The sequence below is a fragment of the Streptococcus sp. 4155 genome, from assembly GCF_013276695.1.
Lineage (GTDB): Bacteria > Bacillota > Bacilli > Lactobacillales > Streptococcaceae > Streptococcus > Streptococcus pseudopneumoniae.
Genome location: NZ_VMLM01000006.1, coordinates 5,357 through 27,800, shown reverse-complemented (window position 1 = coordinate 27,800; position 22,444 = coordinate 5,357). Strand labels below are relative to the sequence as shown.

15 protein-coding genes and 2 pseudogenes are annotated in these 22,444 nt (G+C 41.2%); 2 read left to right on the top strand and 15 right to left on the bottom strand.

All coding sequences use genetic code 11. The annotated features are described in order from the left end of the window. Nucleotides 1–8: 8 nt before the first annotated feature. The 11 genes and pseudogenes from HT715_RS01110 to HT715_RS01060 all read right to left on the bottom strand — a co-directional run bounded on the left by HT715_RS01110 (nucleotide 9) and on the right by HT715_RS01060 (nucleotide 10,936). On the bottom strand, nucleotides 9–572 hold the full coding sequence (locus HT715_RS01110; RefSeq protein ID WP_166727395.1) for a TIGR01440 family protein: 564 nt from the start codon (nucleotides 570–572) through the stop codon (nucleotides 9–11). Nucleotides 573–686: 114 nt separating this feature from the next. After that, entirely contained in the window at nucleotides 687–2,378 is a 1,692-nt protein-coding gene (locus HT715_RS01105; RefSeq protein WP_000831093.1) for a sensor histidine kinase, read from the bottom strand. Beyond that, complete coding sequence (locus HT715_RS01100) at nucleotides 2,375–3,112, bottom strand: response regulator transcription factor (RefSeq protein WP_000222621.1); 738 nt, start codon at nucleotides 3,110–3,112, stop codon at nucleotides 2,375–2,377. Before HT715_RS01100 ends, HT715_RS01105 begins: the two co-directional genes overlap by 4 nt. Nucleotides 3,113–3,449: 337 nt before the next feature. Continuing rightward, on the bottom strand, nucleotides 3,450–4,562 hold the full coding sequence (gene msrB / locus HT715_RS01095; RefSeq protein ID WP_050207717.1) for a peptide-methionine (R)-S-oxide reductase MsrB: 1,113 nt from the start codon (nucleotides 4,560–4,562) through the stop codon (nucleotides 3,450–3,452). A gap of 10 nt (nucleotides 4,563–4,572) precedes the next feature. Further along, nucleotides 4,573–5,139, bottom strand: a complete 567-nt coding sequence (locus HT715_RS01090) for a redoxin family protein (RefSeq protein WP_000759276.1) — start codon at nucleotides 5,137–5,139, stop codon at nucleotides 4,573–4,575. Between the two features lie 19 nt (nucleotides 5,140–5,158). Continuing rightward, complete coding sequence (gene ccdA2 / locus HT715_RS01085) at nucleotides 5,159–5,869, bottom strand: thiol-disulfide oxidoreductase-associated membrane protein CcdA2 (protein ID WP_000509841.1); 711 nt, start codon at nucleotides 5,867–5,869, stop codon at nucleotides 5,159–5,161. A gap of 217 nt (nucleotides 5,870–6,086) precedes the next feature. Next, nucleotides 6,087–6,947, bottom strand: a complete 861-nt coding sequence (locus HT715_RS01080) for a YihY/virulence factor BrkB family protein (protein ID WP_000759506.1) — start codon at nucleotides 6,945–6,947, stop codon at nucleotides 6,087–6,089. Between the two features lie 178 nt (nucleotides 6,948–7,125). Then, nucleotides 7,126–9,180, bottom strand: coding sequence for a sodium:proton antiporter (locus tag HT715_RS01075; protein WP_138704537.1), 2,055 nt, complete (start codon nucleotides 9,178–9,180; stop codon nucleotides 7,126–7,128). An 11-nt stretch (nucleotides 9,181–9,191) separates the two neighbouring features. After that, nucleotides 9,192–9,446 carry a hypothetical protein gene (locus HT715_RS01070; protein ID WP_000361073.1) on the bottom strand — a complete coding sequence of 85 codons (255 nt, stop codon included), beginning with the start codon at nucleotides 9,444–9,446 and terminating at the stop codon, nucleotides 9,192–9,194. Next, the gene (locus tag HT715_RS01065) at nucleotides 9,439–9,996 is read right to left on the bottom strand and encodes a class I SAM-dependent methyltransferase (protein WP_166736041.1); all 558 of its coding nucleotides are present in this window, start codon (nucleotides 9,994–9,996) and stop codon (nucleotides 9,439–9,441) included. Before HT715_RS01065 ends, HT715_RS01070 begins: the two co-directional genes overlap by 8 nt. Next, nucleotides 9,980–10,936, bottom strand: a pseudogene (locus HT715_RS01060) (TIGR01212 family radical SAM protein). The gene HT715_RS01065 and the pseudogene HT715_RS01060 overlap by 17 nt, the downstream one beginning before the upstream one ends. 92 nt (nucleotides 10,937–11,028) lie before the next feature. Between HT715_RS01060 and HT715_RS01055 the strand changes: the two are divergent. Then, the gene (locus HT715_RS01055; protein WP_000525405.1) at nucleotides 11,029–11,388 is read left to right on the top strand and encodes a DUF3397 domain-containing protein; all 360 of its coding nucleotides are present in this window, start codon (nucleotides 11,029–11,031) and stop codon (nucleotides 11,386–11,388) included. A 212-nt stretch (nucleotides 11,389–11,600) separates the two neighbouring features. Further along, a pseudogene (locus HT715_RS01050) lies at nucleotides 11,601–12,599 on the top strand (transposase). Nucleotides 12,600–12,846: 247 nt separating this feature from the next. On the opposite strand, the gene bgaA reads toward HT715_RS01050, so the two are convergent. The 4 genes from bgaA to HT715_RS01030 all read right to left on the bottom strand — a co-directional run bounded on the left by bgaA (nucleotide 12,847) and on the right by HT715_RS01030 (nucleotide 22,256). Beyond that, complete coding sequence (bgaA, locus tag HT715_RS01045) at nucleotides 12,847–19,557, bottom strand: LPXTG-anchored adhesin/beta-galactosidase BgaA (RefSeq protein ID WP_138707458.1); 6,711 nt, start codon at nucleotides 19,555–19,557, stop codon at nucleotides 12,847–12,849. A gap of 355 nt (nucleotides 19,558–19,912) precedes the next feature. Continuing rightward, nucleotides 19,913–21,388: a PTS galactitol transporter subunit IIC gene (locus HT715_RS01040; RefSeq protein ID WP_054388158.1), complete on the bottom strand. Its 1,476-nt coding sequence runs from the start codon at nucleotides 21,386–21,388 to the stop codon at nucleotides 19,913–19,915. 47 nt (nucleotides 21,389–21,435) lie between these two features. Continuing rightward, nucleotides 21,436–21,741 (bottom strand): PTS sugar transporter subunit IIB, encoded by a 306-nt coding sequence (locus tag HT715_RS01035; RefSeq protein WP_000590550.1) that lies wholly within the window; start codon nucleotides 21,739–21,741, stop codon nucleotides 21,436–21,438. 38 nt (nucleotides 21,742–21,779) lie between these two features. Continuing rightward, nucleotides 21,780–22,256 carry a PTS sugar transporter subunit IIA gene (locus HT715_RS01030; protein WP_171040613.1) on the bottom strand — a complete coding sequence of 159 codons (477 nt, stop codon included), beginning with the start codon at nucleotides 22,254–22,256 and terminating at the stop codon, nucleotides 21,780–21,782. Between the last annotated feature and the right edge of the window lie 188 nt (nucleotides 22,257–22,444).

The window sequence follows — 22,444 nt, the reverse complement described above, 5'->3', positions numbered from 1 at the left end:
ATTTATTCTCACGACTTTCTGATAGAATCTTGCGGATAGTGCGCACGCGCACCTCCGATTAATTTTGGACGACTAGCCAGCGCCGTTACATGGGCATGACCAATCTCTCTCAAAAGAGGGCGAATCGGAACCTGAACATGCTTGACATGCATACCAATTGCAGTATCTCCGATATCCAATCCAGCATGAGCCTTGATAAATTCAACCTCAACTGGATCTTGCATAAACTTAAAGGCTGCCAATTGACCTGAACCTCCTGCATGGAGAGTAGGAAGGACACTGACGATTTCCAGACCAAACTGCTCTGCCATCTGACGTTCAACGACGAGAACCCGATTGACATGCTCACAGCCTTGAACAGCTAGATGAATTCTTTTTTCTTCTAGGAGATCTAGGATGGTCTTCACAATGATTTCGCCAATTTCTTGGCTGGATTCCTTGCCAATCTGACCACCTATCACTTCACTAGAGGAAAGACCCAAAACAAAGATAGATCCTTGCTTCAAATTGGCCTTTTCTAAAACATCTTTCACTATCTGACGTGTTTCTCTTTGAATCTGTGTCTCGTTCATCTCTGCTACCTCTTTTGTCACTATCTATCATACCGTTTTTTCTTGTTTTTAGCAAGATAGACGACCTGGAAAGCTTGCCCAATTACGCATAAAACTCCCAGAATTGACTGGGAGTTAACTAGTTTCTATTCTATTTATGTATATTTCAACCGTCGTTCCTTTGTCGGGTGCAGAATCAATCTTCATCTGGTAATGTTCTCCAAAATGAAGTTTGAGACGCTGATCGACATTTTGAAGACCAACTCCCCCACGTTTGAGTTGACTTTGACTACTATCACCAGCATCTTGGAAGCCAACTCCATCATCCTCAATGCGGATGACCAATCCTGAATCCTGTTTCTGAACAGAAACTCTAATATGTCCCTGACCTTCCTTCTCCTTGATACCATGGTAAAGAGCATTTTCCACCAGAGGTTGCAAAACCAACTTGGGCAAGACTAGGTTATCAAAGGCAGGATTTTCAGCAATCTCGTATTCCAGCTTATCTCCATAGCGTTGTTTCTGGATAAAGAGATACTGGCGGACATGATTGATTTCATCAGACAGGCAAATCAAGTCCTTACCTTGATTGAGTGCCAAGCGGAAATAGGTCGCCAAGGACTTGATCACCTGCACCACTCGCTGACTATCATGAAATTCAGCCATCCAGATGATGGTGTCCAAAGTGTTATAGAGGAAATGGGGGTTAATCTGGCTCGAAAGGGCTTGAAGTTGGTACTGACGGGTCGTTTCTTCCTGGCTACGAATAGCTACCATCAACTGATCAATCTGATCCAACATGGCATTAAATTGGCGAGTTACTTCTCTCAGTTCATAGGCACCAACTTCCTTGGCACGAAGATTTTGAGCACCAGAAGCAATTTCCAACATGGTTTCTCTCAAATCCTTCAAAGGAGCAATCCAGCGTTTAAGACTGAACCACACTAAGCAGAGACAGACAAGAAGAGATGTGACACTAGCCCCAAGCAAGGTCCACAAGAGCTGACTCCGAACCTGGTCTAACTTTTCCAATGATGACACGCCAAGTACCGTCCAATCAGTTCCTGCAATCTTCTCTTGACTGACGTAGGATTTGTGACCAGGAGTATAACCCTGACCTGTCTCGATGTAGGGTTTCATAGCCTCCATTTTGCTAGACGAACTATAAACTGTGTGTTGAGGATGGTAGACAAATTCATGGTTTTCATTGATAATGAAGGCAAAGCCCTGCTGCCCCAACTGGAGTTGATTGAGATAGGCTTCCAGAGTTTCATAAGAAATATCCAAACGAAGCACACCAAGATTGGCTCCCTTTGTATCAAGAAGTTCTTGAGTGACAGAAATGACCCACTGACTATCTGATTTACGAGCTGGAGTCAAAACAGGCATAGCTCCCTGATGAATGGCCTTTTGGTACCAATCCTCAGCCATCATATCTGAAGAAGTTTTCATCTGAACACTGTCATCTGTAGAAATGACCTGACCAGATTTGGTCACCAAAACCACTGCTTTCAAGTCCTGGTCTGCCTTTAAGATGGTCAAAAATAGATCTCGGATTCCCTTGACCTTATCTTGACTGGGATTCTCAGCATAGGCTAGGACATCCGTCTGCTGGGTCAAACCGGTCGAGGTGGTTTCTAATTTTTTAATATAAGACTGGATAAAGTGGCTAGTCTGGCTGATGGTCGTTTGGCTGTTGCCTTCAATGGTGGTCTCAATGGCTGAAGAACTAGATTGATAGTAGAAAGTCCCGACCAGAGCTAGGAGAATAAGAAAGACCAAAAAGATGGAAATAACCATTCTGACTAAAAGAGAAGAACGCTTCATCGACCTTCCCCCTTCTTAAACTGACGAGGTGTCACACCTGCAATCTGTTTAAAACGTTGGGTAAAATAGTTCATATCTTCAAAACCAACCTTTTCAGCTATCTCATAAATCTTCAGATTTGTAGTTAAAAGCAAAAGCTTGGCTTGTTTGACACGTTCTCTCACCAGATAATCCTGAAAAGGCAGGCCCAGCTCTTTCTTAATCAAGGAACTCAGATAAGTCGGACTAAAACCTAAGTCACTGGCCAAAGACTTTAAACTAAACTGGCTATCAGCCAGATGGGACTGGATTTTCTGGGCCATGTTTCCTTCAAACTTATCGGCCAATAAATCTTGTAACTGCTCTTCCTTCTCTTCCTTATCTAGTTTTTGCTTGATTTTCCCCAACATTTCCTCAATATCCTGACGAGAAAAGGGCTTGAGCAGGTAGTCATCCACACCGAGTTTGACAGCAGACAAGGCATAATCAAAATCATCGTAGCCAGTCAAAAAAACTAGATGAACCTGAGGATAGGTTTCCCGAACCAGACTGGCCAACTGGATGCCATTTAGCTGAGGCATGTTGATATCGGTTAAAATGATATCTGGCACCTGTTTTTGGATTAATTCCCAAGCCTGCCTTCCATTTTCAGCCTGACCGATGATTTCCATATCGTAGGCTGCTACATTGACCAGTTTAGTCAAACCTTGTCTTACCAGATATTCATCTTCTACAATTAAGATTGTATAGGTCATGCTTCTCTCCTTTACCACTTACTAGTATCAGTATAGCAAAATTCTCCTCTCACTGCTTAGGAAAGACTTCTTATACTCAATGAAAATCAAAAAGTAAACTAGGAAGCTAGCCACAGGTTTCTCAAAGTACCGCTTTGAGGTTGTAGATAGAGAGACTGGGCAAAAAGTCTTTTAAATTAGAGAACGCATAGTATCAGGTATTAAAAATCCTTGATATTATGTGTTTTATTGTTAGAAAATTTGCTTTATTTTCTCCTCAAATTGAGTTTTTGCTCCGTCTCAACCCTACCCACGGTAAGGCGACGCTGACGTGGTTTAAAGCGATTTTCGAAGAGTATTAATCAACATAATCTAGTAAATAAGCGTAGCCTTTTTCTTCCATTTGGTCTTTGGGAATAAAGCGGATAGAGAGGCTATTGATACAGTAACGTAAGCCGCCCTTGTCCTGTGGACCATCCGTAAAGACATGCCCAAGGTGAGAATCTCCTACTCGGCTCCGCACTTCCATACGCGTCATATTGTAGGACTTATCTTCCTTGTAGGTGACAACATCTGGACTGATGGGTTGGGTAAAACTAGGCCAGCCACAACCAGACTCAAACTTGTCCTTTGATGAAAAGAGAGGTTCGCCAGTTACCACATCCACATAGATACCAGATTCAAATTTATCCCAGTAGCGGTTTGAGAAAGCCCGTTCTGTTTGATTTTTTTGGGTGACTGCATACTCCTCAGGTGACAGGGTCTTTTTCAATTCTTCATCACTTGGTTTGGAATATTTGCTGGCATCAATGACAGGATAGGCCGCCTGATTAACATTGATATGGCAGTAGCCATTTGGATTTTTCTTGAGATAGTCTTGGTGGTAATCCTCAGCCACTACGAAATTCTGCAGACTCTCCTTTTCAACTGCTAGAGGCTGATCGTACTTCTTAGCCACCTCATCAAAGACTTGGTTAATCACCTCTAGATCCTTGTCATCTGTGTAGTAAACACCGGTACGGTACTGGGTTCCCACATCATTTCCTTGTTTATTCTTACTGGTTGGATTGATAATGCGGAAATAGTGAAGCAGGATTTCCTTGAGAGAAATTTGATTGGCGTCATAGGTGACATGAACAGTCTCCGCATGACCTGTTTGGTTAATCAATTCGTACTTGGTTGTTTCCCCTCTACCATTTGCATAGCCTGAAACGGAATCTGTTACCCCAGGAACTCGAGAAAAATACTCCTCAACTCCCCAGAAACAACCACCAGCTAGATAAATTTCGTGCAAATCTGCATCTTTACTAACTTCTGTTTTTTTCACTGTTTTTCCTCCTTGGCTAACTGCCGCTTTCTCAATTTGCGAGGCATCTGTCTGCCCTGCATTTCTCATCAATAGAAAATAGAAACCGGTTATGGCTAGAAAAAATACTCCTAGCAACATGATGATTTTTAACTTATCATTCATAGGACACCTCCTAGGCTAATTCCTTCAAAGTTTGTAAAATTGCATCTTTTTCCATGAAACCTGGTTGCGTTTTGACCAATTTTCCTTCACCATCTATAAAGGCTTGAGTTGGGTAAGAACGGACGCCATAAGTTTCCAAAAGTTTGCCTGATGGGTCAACTAGGACTGGGAAATTTTTATAATCTAAGCCCTTATACCAATTCTTAAAGTCCGCTTCAGATTGCTCCCCCTTATGTCCTGGTGACACTACTGTCAAGACCACATAGTCGTCGCCAGCTTCTTTAGCAATTTCATCCGTATCTGGAAGACTAGCCAGACAGATGGAACACCAAGAAGCCCAGAATTTGAGATAGACTTTCTTGCCCTTGTAATCAGACAAGCGGTAGGTCTTGCCATCTACTCCCATCAATTCAAAATCAGCCACCTCTTTCCCTTTAGCTGCGCTTGTTTTACTAGCTGTCTGCTCCGTCTTCATTTCATCTTTCGTTTGGTGTTCACTAGTCATGGACTTGCCTGAACAAGCCGTCAAACAAAGGAGCGAACCTGCTCCAAGAACACATGTTTGCCATTTTTTCATATTGATATTCCTTTCCATTTTATTCAAATAATTGACTTAAAATTGAAGCATTTCCAAACAGAACCAAGAGTCCCATCACAATAATGAGAAAACCACCCACTTTTTTGAGGATTCCGAGATAGGGATGAAGTTTTCGGAAATGTTTCAAAACATAACTAGAGGTCAGAGCTAGAAGCAAGAATGGTAGCGCCAAGCCCAACGTGTACACCAACATGAGACCCGCTCCCTGCCAAGCACCTGAGCCACCTGAAGCCGCCAAGGCCAAAACAGAGCCAAGAACCGGCCCCACACAAGGCGTCCAAGCAAAACTAAAGGTCAAGCCCAATAAAAATGCCTGACTATAGCCCTTACCATTTTGCCCCTGTCCTTGCAGTTGTAACCTCTTTTCCTTATAAAGCCCCTTAAAGTGTAGAATCTCCATCTGGTGCAAGCCTAAGAGAATGATAACCGCACCCGTCACATATTGAAACCAAGAAGCATAAAGCAAGTCGCCTAAAAAACCAGCTCCATAGCCCAACAAAATAAATATAAAGGAAATTCCTGCTATAAAGGCCAGAGTTCGTAATAAACTAACAACTGAGATGGAAAATTTGCCACTAGAAGCCTGAGCACTATCCTTATCATCTAGTAACACCCCTGCATAGACTGGTAACAAGGGTAAGATACAAGGAGAAAAGAAGGATAGAATCCCTGCCAAAAAGACACTTAGAAAAAAGAAAATATGACCCATAAAGTTCCTCCTATCATTTTATTGATAGATTTATTATACTCCTTCCATTTTCGAAAAAACAGGGACAATGATAGGGAAAAATAGGAATTTAATCAGATGATTTAGAAATCTTGGACAAAAACTATACAAAAACTGTCAAAGCACAAAAGCGCAAAAGCGCATAGTATCAAGGCTTTATAGAACCTTGATACTATGCGCTTTTGTAATGGATAAATAGTTAGTCTTTTCTAAAACTAGGATCTTTCAAACTCTGTATACTGGCATTGATCACCGCACCTAGGATAACAATTTTAGCAATCAAGATAAACCAAAACATCATAACAACAAGAAGAACGGAACCTAAAATTCGGACGTCCACTAAATGATGGACATAGTAATTGAGATAACTAGAGAACAGAGTTAGTAAACCTAAAATCACTAAGAGAACAAAGGCACTGCCTGGTAGGGTATAGCTAATTTTCCTGTTAGATAGATTGGGAAGAAAATAATAAAGCATGACCAAGATAGCAAAGAGGAGAGCGTAAGTCAGAGGACCTGCCAACCCTTGTAAAGCCTGATAGATAATGCCATCTTTTGTCCAATAATGAGCAAGTAAAGCCAAAATCATCTGCCCAAATAAGCTCAGAAACAAGGCAAAAGCAAAGAGGATCTGTAAACCAAAACTGACTAGGAGACTTACCATCTGATGGGAAATAAGTCCACGACTCTTTTCGACGCCATAAGCCTTGTTAAAAGCTTTTTGCAAGAAATTCATAGATTTTGAAAAACTCCATAACGCCGATAAAACAGAAAAACTCAATAAACCTGTTGAAGGTTGGGTCAAGACTTCTCTGGCTATTTTTTCCACACCTTCATAGAGGCTTGGGGGCAGGACATCTTTTACAAATCCCAGAAATTCTCCCACAGGAATCTGAAAATAGGGGAGGATATTGACCACCACCAAAAGCAGGGGAAAAATCGAAATCAACCAATAGTAGGCTACTGCGACACTGGTCAACTCACTATCTGATGCTTGATAATAATGCAAAAAGGCTTTTAATAGAGGCTTGTCTATCAGCTCTTTCCACCACTTTTTCATGTCACACTCCTTCACTTATAATCTTATACTCAATGAAAATCAAATAGCAAACTCGGAAGCTAGCCGCAGGTTGCTCAAAGCCCTGCTTTGAGGTTGTAGATGAAACTGACGAAGTCAGTCACATATATAATCCAAGGCGACGCTGACGTGGTTTGAAGAGATTTTCGAAGAGTATTAACTAATTTCTTCTTACCAATTCCACCATATCATACGGCAGGGTATTGGCAGCTTCCTTCAAGGAATAGTTCTCTAAGTTATTGACATTTTGTCGTAACTTCTTGGCATACTTGGTCGTAATCAATCGTTTTTCTTCGTATTCGAAAATCAACTTGCGCTCCAGATAATAGCCCCTCAGCATTTCATCGATATTGTTAGGCTTAACGCGATTGATAACCCGTTCGACAAAGGCACCACTGCTGATAATAGCTGTTTCTCGAAGACGAGACTCCTGCATAAAACTAATCAAAGAGCGTCTATAGACTCCCTTCAGGTTTTCCAAACTTTCAATAATCATCTCTGTATTGGCAAGATAGAGCTCTGCAATTTGGTCATAATCAAGAGCACGGAGACGGCTTTGCTCCTTGTCCTTCCAGCTACGGAAAGTCCTCCCGAGAGTAAAAACTTCATGAAGGAGAAAACGTAAAATCCGCAAAGAAACAAGGAAATAATAGGTCAATCGTGACGCAAACTTACGATTGATTCCTCGTTCTATATTTTTCAGATAACGTTGGTAAACTCGGTAAGCACGATTGCTAATGTTCCCCTCTTCATAGGCCTGTTCCAATCCATCACTTTCAATACTAAGAATCAAGAGTTTCAAAGCAGCCCAGTCTTCTTGATCATCCTGGTTTTCTTGGCTTAAAATGAGATTTTCAATACGTCCATGGTAATTGTCAATAGCCGCATAGAGGGGAAGTTTATTTCTGGTGTCTTCCAACTCTTTTTCCAACTCCAGCGTTACTTCATTCAAAATGGCGATATGCATGAGATAGTCCTTGCTTTCTTCCTCTTCATCAGAAAGATAAGGCAGAACCAAGAGACCTGTTAAAAAGCTTACAAGCGTCACACCTGCGACAAGGAAAAGTAAGAGAGGATACTCCTGTTCTAAATTACTTGGTATCAAGAGAATCGTAGCAATCGACACCGTTCCCTTGACACCTGAGAAGGTCAAGAGAAGCATGTCCTTCATATACTTATTTAGCTTTTTCTTGAGACGTCTAGTCCTATAGGCAAAATAGCCATAGATCATGACAAAACGAATAGCAAAGAGGACAAAGGTAAGGGTGACAAGAGATGCCAGCAAGAGCAAGGGATTATAGATTGGATTGGTCAAGATAGGCTCTGCTATCATTTCCAACTCCATTCCTAAAATCACAAAGACAGAACCGTTGAGCATAAAATTCACTGTATGCCAAACTGTCTCGGTCACCGTATCCACTTGGGCTTCGAGGAGCGTGATTTTCTTGAAGCGACTCGCCTTTAAAATCCCAGCAACTACGACGGCAATAATCCCTGAAACGTGGACTTCTTCTGCCAGGAAGAAGGTTACCAAGGGTAAACTCAATTCCAGAAGGAGCTCACTAGCAATATCCGTTGCTCGCACACTTAGCAAGAAGCTATGCAGGAAACGATTAGTCATGGCTGTTAAAAAGCCAATTAAAAAACCGCCTAGGATTGAAAAGATAAGCGAACTGCTAGCTTGCCCCAGAGAAAAAGCTCCAGTTGTCCAAGCTGTCAAAGCTACCTGAAAAGCCACCAAACCAGAAGCATCATTCAAGAGTCCTTCGCCCTTAAGGATATTGGACACGCGCTTAGGAAAGCTAAAACGCTCCGAAAGAGAGGCAAAGGCCACCAAGTCCGTAGGACCAAGGGCTGCCCCAACAGCCAAGCAAGCTGCCAAGGGAAGGCTGAACCAAAGAAGATGGGCCAAGCCACCCAAACTCAGGGTCGAGATAAAAATCACTGGAAATATGAGATAAACAATGATTCGCCAGTGTTTTAAAATAGCCGTAACATCTGCTTCTTCAGCCTCTCGGAAAAGCAAGGGTCCGATAACCAGTGCCAAAAACAACTCCGTATTAAGGTGAAAGTCAGTATTGGGTAAAAAGAGACCAATCACAATTCCCAAAAGAATTTGCACCAAAGGGAGAGGCAAAAAGGGCAGGAGCTTATTGGTTGTACTTGAGACAATCAAAACCAGTAAAAATAGGATGAGGTAAATCAGTAATTCCACGCACGTCCTCCTTAATCTTTTTTACAACAGGATTCAAATATCTCCTTCTGCTCTTTGATTTTTTGGTCAATCTTGGAACAGTCTTTGTGCTCAATTTTTCTCTGGCACCGTTCCATTTCAAGAGCAACTAATTTTTTCTTGATTTTAAGCATTTTTTTGCTCATATGCGCTTGGTCTAGCACGCCCACCGCTCGTTCGTGGTGGGTTGATTCAACAAAATTCTGGCGCATGGCATCCAGCTTTTCGTGTAGGTATTGTTTATCCATGTCTGTATCTCTCTAATTTTTCAATCATCACTAAAAATGGTGGATTGTTGATTTGGTTTAAAGTTCGGTAAATGGTAGCTGTGTACTCTTGTTGGTTCAACTGGCTCACAAAATCCAAGACAGCATCCCTCTCGAGGTCGCCTCCATCATGACCATAGTAGATCATAATGGCAATCCGTCCACCTTTGACAAGTAAGCTACACAGCTTTTCTAAGGCTTCAATCGTTGTCTGAGGTTGGGTAATGACTGACTTATCAGCCGACGGCAGATAACCCAGATTAAAAATCCCTGCCTTGGCTTCTGTCACAAACTGGTCCAGTGTCTCATGACCTTGCAAGATTAACTGGGCATTTGTCAAGCCAGCCTGATGCAAACGCTCTTGGGTCTTTTCCAAGGCTTGCTTCTGAATATCAAAGGCATAGACTTGCTTGGCTAGCTTGGCTAAAAAAAGCGTGTCATGACCATTTCCCATAGTCGCATCCACTACGACATCCTCTTTTGTCACGACCTCAGCCAAAAAATCATGTGCCATCTCAAGTGGTCTTTTCATTTTCAAACTCCTGTTTTACAGCCTTGCATCCTTGAACACTTCCACGACGTCGCATCTCCATCTCAATGCTGTTGAGAGCTTCCCATTTATTGAGGCTCCACATAAGCCCAATCAGCATATCCCTAGGTGCATCTCCTGTGATTCGATGGATGACGATATGTTTGGGAATGATTTCCAGTTGGTCACAGATGACCCTGACATATTCGTCCTGACTCATCAATTGTAAACGTCCCTCATGGTAATCTCGTTGCATACGAGTATTTGTCATAAGATGGAGCAAATGCAGTTTAATCCCTTGAATATCGTTATTCGTGACACAACGGCGGACATTTTCAACCATCATCTCATGGGTTTCACCAGGCAAACCATTAATCAAATGGGAAACAATCTCAATCTTGGGATACTTTCTCAAACGCTTGACCGTTTCCACCTACAATTCATAAGAATACGCACGGTTAATCAGGTCAGAAGTTGCTTCATAAGTAGTCTACAAGCCCAATTCAACCGTCACATGCATGCACTCCGATAACTCAGCCAAATATTCGATGGTTTCGTCTGGTAAACAGTTTGGGCGCATTCCAATATTGATTCCTACCACACCTGGCTCATTGATAGCCTGTTCATAACGCTCTCGAATAACTTCCACCTTTTCATGGGTGTTGGTAAAATTTTGAAAATAAACCAGATACTTCTGAACATCCGGCCACTTACGGTGCATAAAGTCAATTTCCTTATAAAATTGCTCACGGATAGGCGCATCTGGGGCTACAATAGTATCTCCAGAACCTGAAACCGTACAAAAAGTACAGCCTCCATGAGCCACAGTTCCATCACGATTGGGACAGTCAAATCCCGCATCAATAGGGACTTTAAAAGTCTTTTCTCCAAAGAGTTTTCGATAATAATCATTCAAGGTATTATAAGATTTTATAACTTTCATTATAACAAAAATCACCCACAATCTCAAAAGCCTGACTTTCCTATAAATTCCTCTGTTTCTCGTTTCCATTAGCCTTTTTTTTATGATACAATATGGGTATGATTTTAATGAAATTAGCATCTATTTTATTATTGATACTGACCTTAGTCGTCTGCATTATCCTAACCAAACTTTTTAGATTAAAAAAACTAGGACGAAACTTTGCGGATTTGGCTTTTCCAGTCTTGGTATTTGAGTATTACTTGATTACAGCTAAAACCTTTACCCATAATTTCCTCCCTAGACTGGGGCTAGCCCTCTCGTTCCTAGCCATTATTCTCGTCTTTTTCTTCCTTTTGAAAAAACGCAGCTTTTACTATCCTAAATTCATCAAATTCTTCTGGCGTGCAGGATTCTTATTAACCCTTATCATGTATATAGAAATGATTGTTGAATTGTTCTTAATGAAATAGTCGAATCCCTAAGCATTTTTTTCTAGGGATTTTTGCTTTCTCTACAAAATAGTATAGACAATAACACTATACAATTTTATACAAAGAAAAGAGTCTGGGACAATAGTCTCTTATATCCAAAAAAGCAACGGATTTGCCGTTGCTTTTTTGCATGGTTGCGATAGTCTTGGTAAAATAGAATTGCACAATAAACCGTTTAGAAAGGCTATCCCATGCATATTCACTATAACACAAATCAAACAACTTTACCACTAGAAATCAGTTCCTTCTTGCCACAAGACCATCTCGTCTTTACGATTGAAAAAGTGGTGAATACCTTGGAGGATTATCACTTCCACGCCTTCTATCATGCCTTTGGTCGCCCGTCTTATCACCCAAAAATGCTTGTATCTGCTCTTCTATTTGCCTATTCACAAGGGATTTTCTCTGGGCGAAAAATTGAAAAAATGATGATTGAAAATCTGGCTATGTAATACCTAACAGGGCAGTTGGTTGTCAGCTATCGCACCATCAATCGTTTTCGAGTCGCTGAAGGGATGGAAGACCTTATTCGTGATCTTTTCATCGACCTCAATCTTCGTTTAAAAGTGGAAGAGTTAGTGACCTTAGATTGTCTGTTTATTGACGGAACTAAGATTGAAGCCAATGCCAACAAGTATAGTTTTGTGTGGAAGAAAACGACAGAGAAATTCTCCGCCAAACTTCAAGAACAGATACAGGTCTATTTTCAAGAAGAAATCACTCCCCTTCTGATTAAATATGCCATGTTTGACAAGGAACAAAAGAGAGGGTATAAACAGTCAGCTAGAAACTTAGCGAATTGGCACTATGATAACAAGGAGGATAGCTACACACATCCTGATGGCTGGTGCTATCGTTTTCACCATATCAAACATCAGAAAACACAGACAGACTTGCAACAGGAAATCAAGGTTTACTACGCCGACGAACCTGAATCAGCCCCTCAAAAGGGACTGTATATGAACGAAGGCTATCAAAACTTGAAAGTTAAAGAATGTCAGGCGCTTTTATCTCCCCAAGGTAGACAGATTTTCGCTCAACGCAAGATTGATGTGGAACCTGTCTTTGGGCAGATAAAGGCTTGTTTGGGTTACAAGATATGTAATCTGAGAGGGATGCGTCAAGTGAGAATTGACATGGGATTGGTACTTATGGCCAATAACCTCCTAAAACATAGTGAAATGAAATAAGAACAGGACAAATCGATAAGGACAGTCAAATTGATTTCTAACAATGTTTTAGAAGTAGAAGTGTACTATTCTAGTTTCAATCTACTATACAATAAGAGAACGACTCAAAATTAAAAAGCTAGAGTTCCGCAATTGGAAATATCTAGCTTTTTTGTGGTTGAGAACTATTTTGTCTCAGGCTCTTTATCTTCTATTTAGGACAAGAGTTTTTCTTTGGTCTTTAATGATAAAGAAGGTATCAAAATTTCTAGTCTTCTTTTTTACCTTTAGTAACTACTAATCCTGCACTCAAACCTAGAAGAGCTAAACCTGCTGCTACTGCTGCTTGGCTTGCCGCACTACCTGTATTTGGTAACTGGGCTTTATTAGTTTGACTAGCTTCACTTGAATCAATTGGTTTTGTATCTGCTTTTTCTGACACTTGTGGTTTTTTAGCTTCTTGAGCTACTGGTTTGGTTCCAACCAAGATGATGCGGTCTGTCGGAGCTTCTACCACTTCACGGAGTTTTTCTTCCTTACTTCCATCAGGATTAATCGCTGTAAAGATACGTTCTTTACCAGTTTTTCCTTCTTGTTCTACACGAGTTTCACCTAGATACAGTGTTGAATCTTTTTTCTCAACTGTCTTGTATGCCAAATCTTTTTCAACAAATTCGAGTTTTGGAAGATCTTCTTGTACAGCAGCAACTGTCTTCTCAGAAACTGGTTTTTCCTTAGTCAAGTGGATACGGTATTCCTTGACTTGTTTTCCACTTTCTGAAACGAGGCGAACAAGTACTGGAAGGCTATCTTCTCCACTATCTACCACAGTTGAAGCTACTTGATTGTTTTCTTCAACTGAGACTTTTGGCCGTTGACCTTTATAGGTAATTTGATAGTCTTGACGATTTTCAGCGAAATCAGCAAGTTCTTTTCCATCTACAAGAATCTTTGATTGCGTACTTTCTTGAGGCAATTCACTCGGTGCAAGGAAGGTCAGCTCAATCATCGCAACACCGCTCTTATCTGCTTTACGCTCCATACGCCATCTCATAGCTTTGGCTTTGATAGTTTTGATAGCTTTAAATGTTACGTTGATTTCATCACCAGCTGCAATGTCTTTATCCGCACGATAAGGCACAGCTTCCCAATTTTCTGGATTGTTAAATGGATGTCCAGATTCGTAGGCTTGGTAGTTTGAATAGTAGGTAGGCACTTCAAAGTCTGGGCCGACATAACGTTCCAAAACAAGTTTAGATGGTGCATCTGTACCACTATCTACAAAGAACTGAACTTTTCCTTGTGCAACAGTCCGTTCTACAATCTTACCATTTTCACGGAAGATTACGCCTGCTGATACTTCTGGATTGGTAGACGGTCTTGCAGACCAGTTTGTCCAACGACGATTTTCTGAATGATCTCCGTCATTGAGATAATCCACACGGTCATGGGAGTTTCTATCAATATCGTTAGTGGCTGAAGCAAAGGCCTGGTTACTGTCTTCATCATACTCTGGGTTATCTGAAAGAGCTTCGCCTAGTTTGTCTGTCACTCGTACAGTGAACTCAGCAACAAGATCACTACCAAGGACATGGCCTCGAACGGTAAATTGACCTGCTTTTGTCAGATTTTCTGCTTGAACTTCTTCCCATTCAACTGACAAGTCTTTTGTTTCGTAGCCGTCTTTACCTGTGAAGTAAACTGGAACCTTAGTCGGCAATTCAAGTGCTTGACCTACTTGTACCAAGCGAGCTTGTTTAACCGCAGCAACTGGTTTATAAGAAAGTAAGTTCTTATCCTTAGTGAAGTGCAGACGGTATTCTCCTAAGATGTCGCCATTTTCAGCTTTCGCGATGACACGAACTGGCTCACCTTCACGAACGCTTGGAACGACGGTAGCGAGACCATTGTTGCTAACACTTGCTGTGACTGCCGGAACTTTTCCATCTACAGACTCAAGGTAGTAGTCTGTCAAATCAGGGTTGAAGCTTGCTAAGTCTTTGCCGTCAACTTGGATTCTTGTTTGTCCTTGTTTGGCTGCCGCAACTTGTTTCGCAAAGATTTGTACCTCTGTGATAGACGTTCCACGCTTGTTATCTGCTTTAACCATGCGAATACGAATAGCATAGGTTTCAACTTTATCAAAGCTAAAGTGGTTCATTTCTCCAGCCTTGAGTTGAGCAGGGGCTTTTAGATTAGTAACTGGTTTCCAGTTGGCAGAATCATTAAAGACATGGTCCTCATTACCAACAAAACTAGGGTTTTTAGGAGCTGTTGGGACAGTCTTACCAACATAATACTCAATCACATAAGACTTCGGTGCACCAACTCCATGGTCTTCGTGGAATCCGACACTTAGATTATCAACGGAGCGTTTGCTCAAGATACCTGAATCTCCAAACAGAACACCGACTGAAGCTTCTGGATTACTACGATTCCAGTTTGTCCAACGATTGGCTGGTTGGTTATTGTAGGAAATGAGCTTGTCATTAACATTTGAAACTGGGTCGCTTGGATTTGAATCTGAAGCAAAGGCAAGTGGCAATTCTGAACCGGTCCATTGGTCAGAAATGTTTGCACCTTGCTCAGTTTGAGCAGATACGCGAACATGAAGTTTAGTTGTTAATCGCGTACCTTCTAAGCGACCATTAACTGTAAAGACACCTTCCTTAGCGTATTGCTCTGGACGAATCTCATCCCATGCAACCTTAGCTGATGAAACGTGACCATTTGAATCATATGTCCGAACGCTTTCTGGTAATTGTGGTGCTTCTGCGATTGGAGTTGTCACACTGACTTCTTCAACTGAAACGATACCTTCTACAGAGACTCTTGCACGCGCTTCAAGGTCAATTCCTTCAACTTTACCTAGTACTTCAAAGGTTTGATAGGAGTCTAGTTTTTCTTTCGGAATAGCTTGCCAAGTGACTTTGTGAGCTTTAGGGAAACCTTTGTCATACTCAACCGTTACTGTTGACGGAAGAGTAGGTTCTTGGTGTAAATCTGTCACTACATTTACTGGACGGATAGATTGCGCAATCTTCTTCTCAGTATTGGCCTGGATAGTGAGATCAACTTGGCCTTTAGCTCCCTCGTATTCCGCTTTGAGAGTGACTGCTCCTGGCTTATGTAACTCAAGCATTCCTTTACGAATTGCGACTTCCCCTTCACCACTTGTAGAGAAGGTTACTTTATCAGCTGGTAATACAGCTTGCGTTCCATCTTGATAGTGAGCTCGAACCGACAATTTGACAGTTTGGTCTTCTTTGAGACTGTCAGCTTTTTCCACTTGCAAGCTCAAGTGAGCAATTTTTGGTGCTTCTTCAAGGAATTGAATTGCATAGGTTTGAAGAGGGCCACCATCTTTAGGCTGAATAAAGATGCTCGCACGCATGCCGTTTGCTGCGCTTGCTTGAAGAACTGTCACATCAGCATTTTCAGCACTTGCTGTGACTTCTGGCAGTTGGGCACCATAAGATAGAGTACGATATTGCATTGGTTGTCGACTAGTAAGACCTGTTACTGCCTCACCTCCAACAGTAACAGTTGGCACTACAGGTGCTGCAGCATTTCCTTCTTCTACCACAAGGGTTGCATGAATTGGTTGACCTTCTAAATAACCGGTCGCTTGAATACGAGAACCTGGAATTGCTAACTTAACTTTATCTTCTTCGGCAATCTCCCACTTGTCCACTTCATACTCTTGTACACTTCCATCAGTCAAAACATAGGAAACAGATTTGTCTACAGAATTCAAGTTAGTATTTGGAGCAATACGTTTAACTGTTGGTAATTCTTTCGCAATTGCTAGAACCTCGACATGAGCCTCTACCTCACGTCCATTTGCTGTACCTTTAACAGTCACAACTCCTGCTTGACTAACATCGACTTGAGACCAAGTTACTGGAAGTTTTTCACGACTACCGTCGCTGTATACAAAACCTACTGTTTTCGGCATTTTTGGTTCTTTACCAATTAATGTACGAACTCTTGCTACTTCTGTCCCCAAAACAGTCTTCTCTTGTCCTTCTTTCTTACCAGTAAAGACGGTAACTTGATCCGATTTCAAGAGATCTGAGTGGGCAGTCAGAGTGAATTTACCTGCTTGTTCAGTTGATTTAACGATGGCAACCCCTTTACCGTTAAAGGCTCTACGGATCCATGAACCATCTGCTTGCGCCTTATAGCGTTCTCGGCTGGCTTGTTCCCCATTATCGACACCGACTAGTTGACCTTGTCCATGCAATTGGAAACGAACCAAATTATTGGCAGTTGGTACAACATTTCCTTCACTGTCTACGATTTCGTAGTAGATGTAAGTCAAGTCTTTTCCATCTGCGGCGATGGCGTGTTCTTCCTTGACGAGGCGAACTCCTGCTGGTTGCCCTGCAGTGGTAATCTTGTCACGTGCAATTTCTTTTCCAGCTTCATCGCGAGCTACAGCTTCCAAGGTACCTGGTTGGTAAGTAACCTTCCACTCAAGATAGAGTTCCTTAGCATTCGCACCTTCTTGGTAGGTACGACCATCGCTGGTTTGTTTTTTGTTGAAGGTCTTAAGACCAAGAGATTTTCCATTCAAGAACAATTCTACACTAGAAGCATTCGAATAAGCACGAACTGGAATCTTACCTTCTGAGTCAGCTACTTTGGATGCTAATTCTTTGTTTTCCCAGTTCCAGTGAGGAAGAAGGTGTACCATCGGTTTCTTCTTAACAGAAACCCATTGGCTTTGGTAGAGATAGAAGTCATGTTTTGGAATGCCGGCTGTATCTACGATACCAAAGTAAGAGCTCTTAACGGGAGTTTGATTTTGGTTGTGCCATGGTGTAGGTTCACCAATATAGTCCGTACCTGTCCAGATAAACTGTCCAGCATAGCCAGCGTTGTCACGGTCAAAAGTCCATGAAGCGGTTGCTGTTTTCCCCCAACCCACACGATCATTTCCATAATCTGACTGTTCATAATTACGCTCAGGTCCATTGCTATGTTTCAATTCACGTTCAGGGCGATAGTAACTTCCTCGTGTACGGGTTGCTGATGATGTTTCTGAACCGTAAATCAACCATTTTGGATGCTTAGCTCTAAGGGCTTTGTAATTATCTTCAGAATAGTTAAATCCAACAGCATCGAGTTCATCAGCAATTTTCTCATGCCCTCCGCTACCATTACCGAAACGGAATTTATCTGCTCCCATGGTAACATAGCGAGTCTTATCAACATCCTTGATAACCTTGACCAAACGTTTAACAGTTGCTAAAGAGTGGGCATCACCATTAGCTTCACCTATTTCATTACCAATTGACCACATGAAGATAGCAGGGTTGTTTTTGCCTCTTTCGACCATGGTACGTAGGTCAAAATCAGACCATTTTTCACCTTTTCGAGCTTCTGGGTGAGTGGCATCTTTTTCAAAGAAACGTCCATAGTCATAAGGTTTCTTGCCACCATACCAAGTATCAAAGGCCTCTTCCTGAACGAGTAAACCTAGTTCTGCTGCGATTTGCAAGGTTTGCTCACTAGCAGGGTTGTGGGTTGTACGGATGGAGTTAACTCCCATCTCCTTCATTTGTTTGAGACGGCGATATTCTGCTTTATAGTTTTCTTCTGCTCCAAGCGCCCCATGGTCGTGGTGCAAGGATACTCCATGGAATTTAATACGTTCACCATTCAAAGAGAAACCTTCATTTGGAGTCCAGTGATAGTAACGGTAACCAAACAAATCCTTCTTAGCATCAACCAATTGACCGTCACGGTAAACACGCGTAATCAATTCGTACAAGGCAGGTTTGTCATTTAAAACGGTCCAGAGTTTTGGTCTTTCAACTTCTAAAATCGCATCTAGGCTTGTTGATTCATGTGCTTTTAAGGTACGACTCTCTGTACGTACTAGACCTGTCACAGCCTGACCACCACGTTCAACGATTTGATATTCTGCTACAAGTTCATGGTCTTTGTCGTCCGTATTGACGATTTTGCTGGTCACATGAGTTTCAACCTTGCCATGTTGTTGTTCTTCAAGTTTTGGTGTTAAAATAGTTGTCCCATTTTTCTCAACATGCACCTTATCTGTCACTTGTAAAGTCACATCACGATAGATACCACTTCCTGAATACCAACGGCTACTTGGCTGTTTGTTGACTGCATGGACAGCAATCACATTCTCACGACCATCTTTGTTCAAATAGTTAGTGATATCATATGAAAATTGGTTATAACCATTTGGATAATGCCCCACTAACTGACCATTGACATAAACTTGAGAATCCATGTAGACGCCATCAAAAGTAAGGCGAACATTTTTCTTGAGGTCTTTTTCATCTAGTTTGAAAGTCTTGCGATACCAAGCTTCCCCACCGTTAAGCTGTCCACCTTCATTTTGTGCAGGAGATTCATGATCGAAATCGTTAAAAATACTCCAGTCATACGGTAAATCCAATTTTTTCCACGTAGATACATCTGCATCCGGTTTAATGACTTCCTTAGAATTTGCATTGAGTTTAAAGTGCCAATTTTGATTAAAATCCACTTTCCTGTCTTCAATCATTTGATTCACTTCTTCATTTGTTACAGCTTTAGCATCTTCCCTAAGCGGTTTTTCTTGACTTGAAGCTTGTGATTCTATCCTTGGAGCTTTTTCTTCCGGTTTAGCAGACACTTTTTCCTCTTTTGGAGTTACGGCTTCATCTTCTTTCTTCTCAGATGCAATAGCCTCAGTTGAACTAGATTCACTTTGTTCTGTCCTTTCAACTACATTTTTAGTTTCCAAAGCTTTATCAGCCTTTTCTTCTACTATCGTTTTTTCCTCTTTAGGTTTCTCAGCAGTATGAGTAATAAGTATTTCATCCGCATAAACTACAGATTCTCCAGCTATATTTCCTCCTAATAGAACTGCACAAGTCCCAATCATTACTGAGCAAGCTCCCACAGCAAACTTACGAATGCTATAAACTCTTTTCCGATTCCAATGGCCTTTCCCCATAAAACCCTCCTTATATTATATTTAGTGCAGTTAGCTACTGCCAAAGCCCAAGTGGTATACATTGTATGACAACCTAGTTTCAACAATTTACACTCTGTGAAAATCCAATTCAAACTTCGTCAGCGTCGCCTTGCCGTAGGTATGATTACTGACTTCGTCAATCTTATCTACACCCTCAAAACTGTGTTTTGAGCAACCTGCGGTTAGCTTCCTAGTTTACACTTTGATTTTCATTGAGTATTATTCAATTACCATTATTTTCTCCGATTTCTTGATAGTTTATAAAAAACCTAGGCTGTCACTCCTAAACAGTATGACAACCTAGTTTCAACAATTTACATTTTATAGGAGCGCATTATTTTGCTTTTGCTGCGTACTCTTCGTTACGTTTGATCATTTGTTTTCTGTACCAAGCAAAGATACCGATATAGAATACAAGGAAGACTACTGCACCAAGAATTGCTTTGATATCACCAGTTGTAGTGTTACCAATTGTCCAACCAAGAAGTTTTTCGATTGGTCCTTCAAGAGTTGAGTGAGTGATCAATTGAGTTTGGCTCACACCTGCTGGGAAGGCACCTACACCTTTAGCAAGTTCTGTTGCAAATGGTGCAATAAGTGTACCTGAAAGAAGGAAGAGTGGCAACAAGAGTGTTCCGAAGATAATCATACGGAGCAATTTACCACGAGTTACAACTAAGAGAGCTGGAGTAACACCCATAGCGATGATACCTGCAAGTGGCAAGATACCATTTCCGACTTTTGAAAGAAGAACAGCTTCAATCAACATGATTGGAGCAAGTACGTTGGCACAAGCCCAGATTTCAGCACGACCAGCGATGAATGGCCAGTCAAGACCGATATTGAATTTACGTCCTTGAAGACGTTTAGTAGCAACGTTTGTAATACCTTGTGATAGTGGTTCTACGGCTGCGATGAACCATGAACCGATAAGTGAGAAGAGTTCCAAAGATACACCGGCAGTCAAACCAAGAGACAACCATCCTTTGATAACAAGACGCCATTTATCTGCATCTGCAACACCTGCAATTGGATGTGGAGTTCCCATAATACCGATAACGATACCAAGGATGAAACCGATGAAGAATTTAGATCCCCAGAAACCGATTTTCTTGTTCAATTTAGCAGCATCAAAGTCATATTTATCAAGGCCTGGGAAGAATTTTTCAAAAATCTTATCCAAAACCATGATAACTGGGTTCATCATGTAGTTCATGTGAGTTGATGTCATTGGTGATGAACTTGGGGCGTTAAGAAGGTCATCAAATGTAGGTTTCATCAAGTCAGAGTTGATAATTTTCAACACACCGACAAGGACGATAGCTGCTGTAGCAATAAAGAGTGAAACCCCTTGACTCACACCATTGTTATCAGCATACCATTTAATCAAGAGACCTGTGATAGACAAGTGCCAGATATCAAAGATATCGACATCAAGTGTATCGGTTTTCTTCATAGCAAGCATCACTACGTTGACAATCAACATGATGAGCAAGAAGTAAAGTGTCCAAGCAGATCCCCAAGTGATTGTTGCGAGTGGTGCCCAACCAACGTCGGTAATACTCAATTGGATACCAGTGTTTTCAACGAATTTTGCAAGTGATGCTGAGAAAGCAGTGTTGAGCATACCGATGATGGCACCGATACCTGTAAGAGCGATGGCAAGTTTGATACCACCTTCAAGCGCTTTGGAGAATTTCACTCCAAAAAGTAAAGCCAATACTGTCAAAATGATTAACATGATGACAGGTCCACCCATATCTAAGATGGGATTGAAAACCTTTCCGATTAGGTCAAAGATTGCATCCATAACAGTTCCTCCCTTTTTTATGTTATATGAATGTTAACAAATTAAAATTAGCTTAACCCGTGTTCTTTAATGGCTGCTTCAATATTATCATATACTGGAGCACTCATAGCTGGGATACGGAATAAGATTGGTCCAGCTTCGATAACTGGAATACCTGGGTCAAAACCAAGGTCTGTCGCAGCAATTGGTGTGAAGATGTCATAACCTTTGATAAGGTCTTCGTTAACGTCTTTGACCATGACTGCATCACAGTGCACATCGTAGCCACGGTTTGAAAGTTCTTCTTCAAGAGCACTTTTAATTTGGTGGCTTGAGTTAACACCTGCACCGCAGGCAGCAAGAATTTTAATCATATGGATTTCCTCCGATTTAATATTTTTAATAGACAAGATTAAGCAATTGCTTCAGCGATATAAGCATAGAGGGCTTCTGGTTCAGAAATTTTTGATAGGTCTTCAAGATGACCATTTCCAGTAAAGAAGTCCATCAACTGAGCAAGAATGTTTGTTTGACTTGAACTTGAGTTATTAATGATAAAGAAGAGTAAAGATACTTCTACTTCCTTATCTGGTGCAATCATGTTGTGGAAGGTCACAGGTTTATCTAATCGAACGACCACAACTTTTTCGGCAAGATTATGAACAATATCTGTGTGAGGAATAGCCACATTCGGCAAATCCTTACCCAAAAATTCCATATCTAAGCCAGTTGGAAATGACTTTTCACGCGTGATCAAGGCTTCACGATAGGTCGGAGTTACGATTTCTCGTTCTTCCAATAAAGTTGCAACCTGATCAAAGAGATGTTCTTGATTATCCGCTTCTAAGCAAAACACAAGGTTTTTGTCAAAGAAATAATCTAATCCCATAAGGTTTTCCCTTCTTTCCATTAACTTTATGCCATAAGTATAACACTATATGAAATCGTTGTCAATAGTTTTCTGTTGATTTTTGTCTCTTTTTTTATATTTTTGTTGTGTTTATAGTTTGTTATATAAAAATAAACACACAAACAAATACTCCAAGCATTTTTCTGTTCTAATACTCAATGAAAATC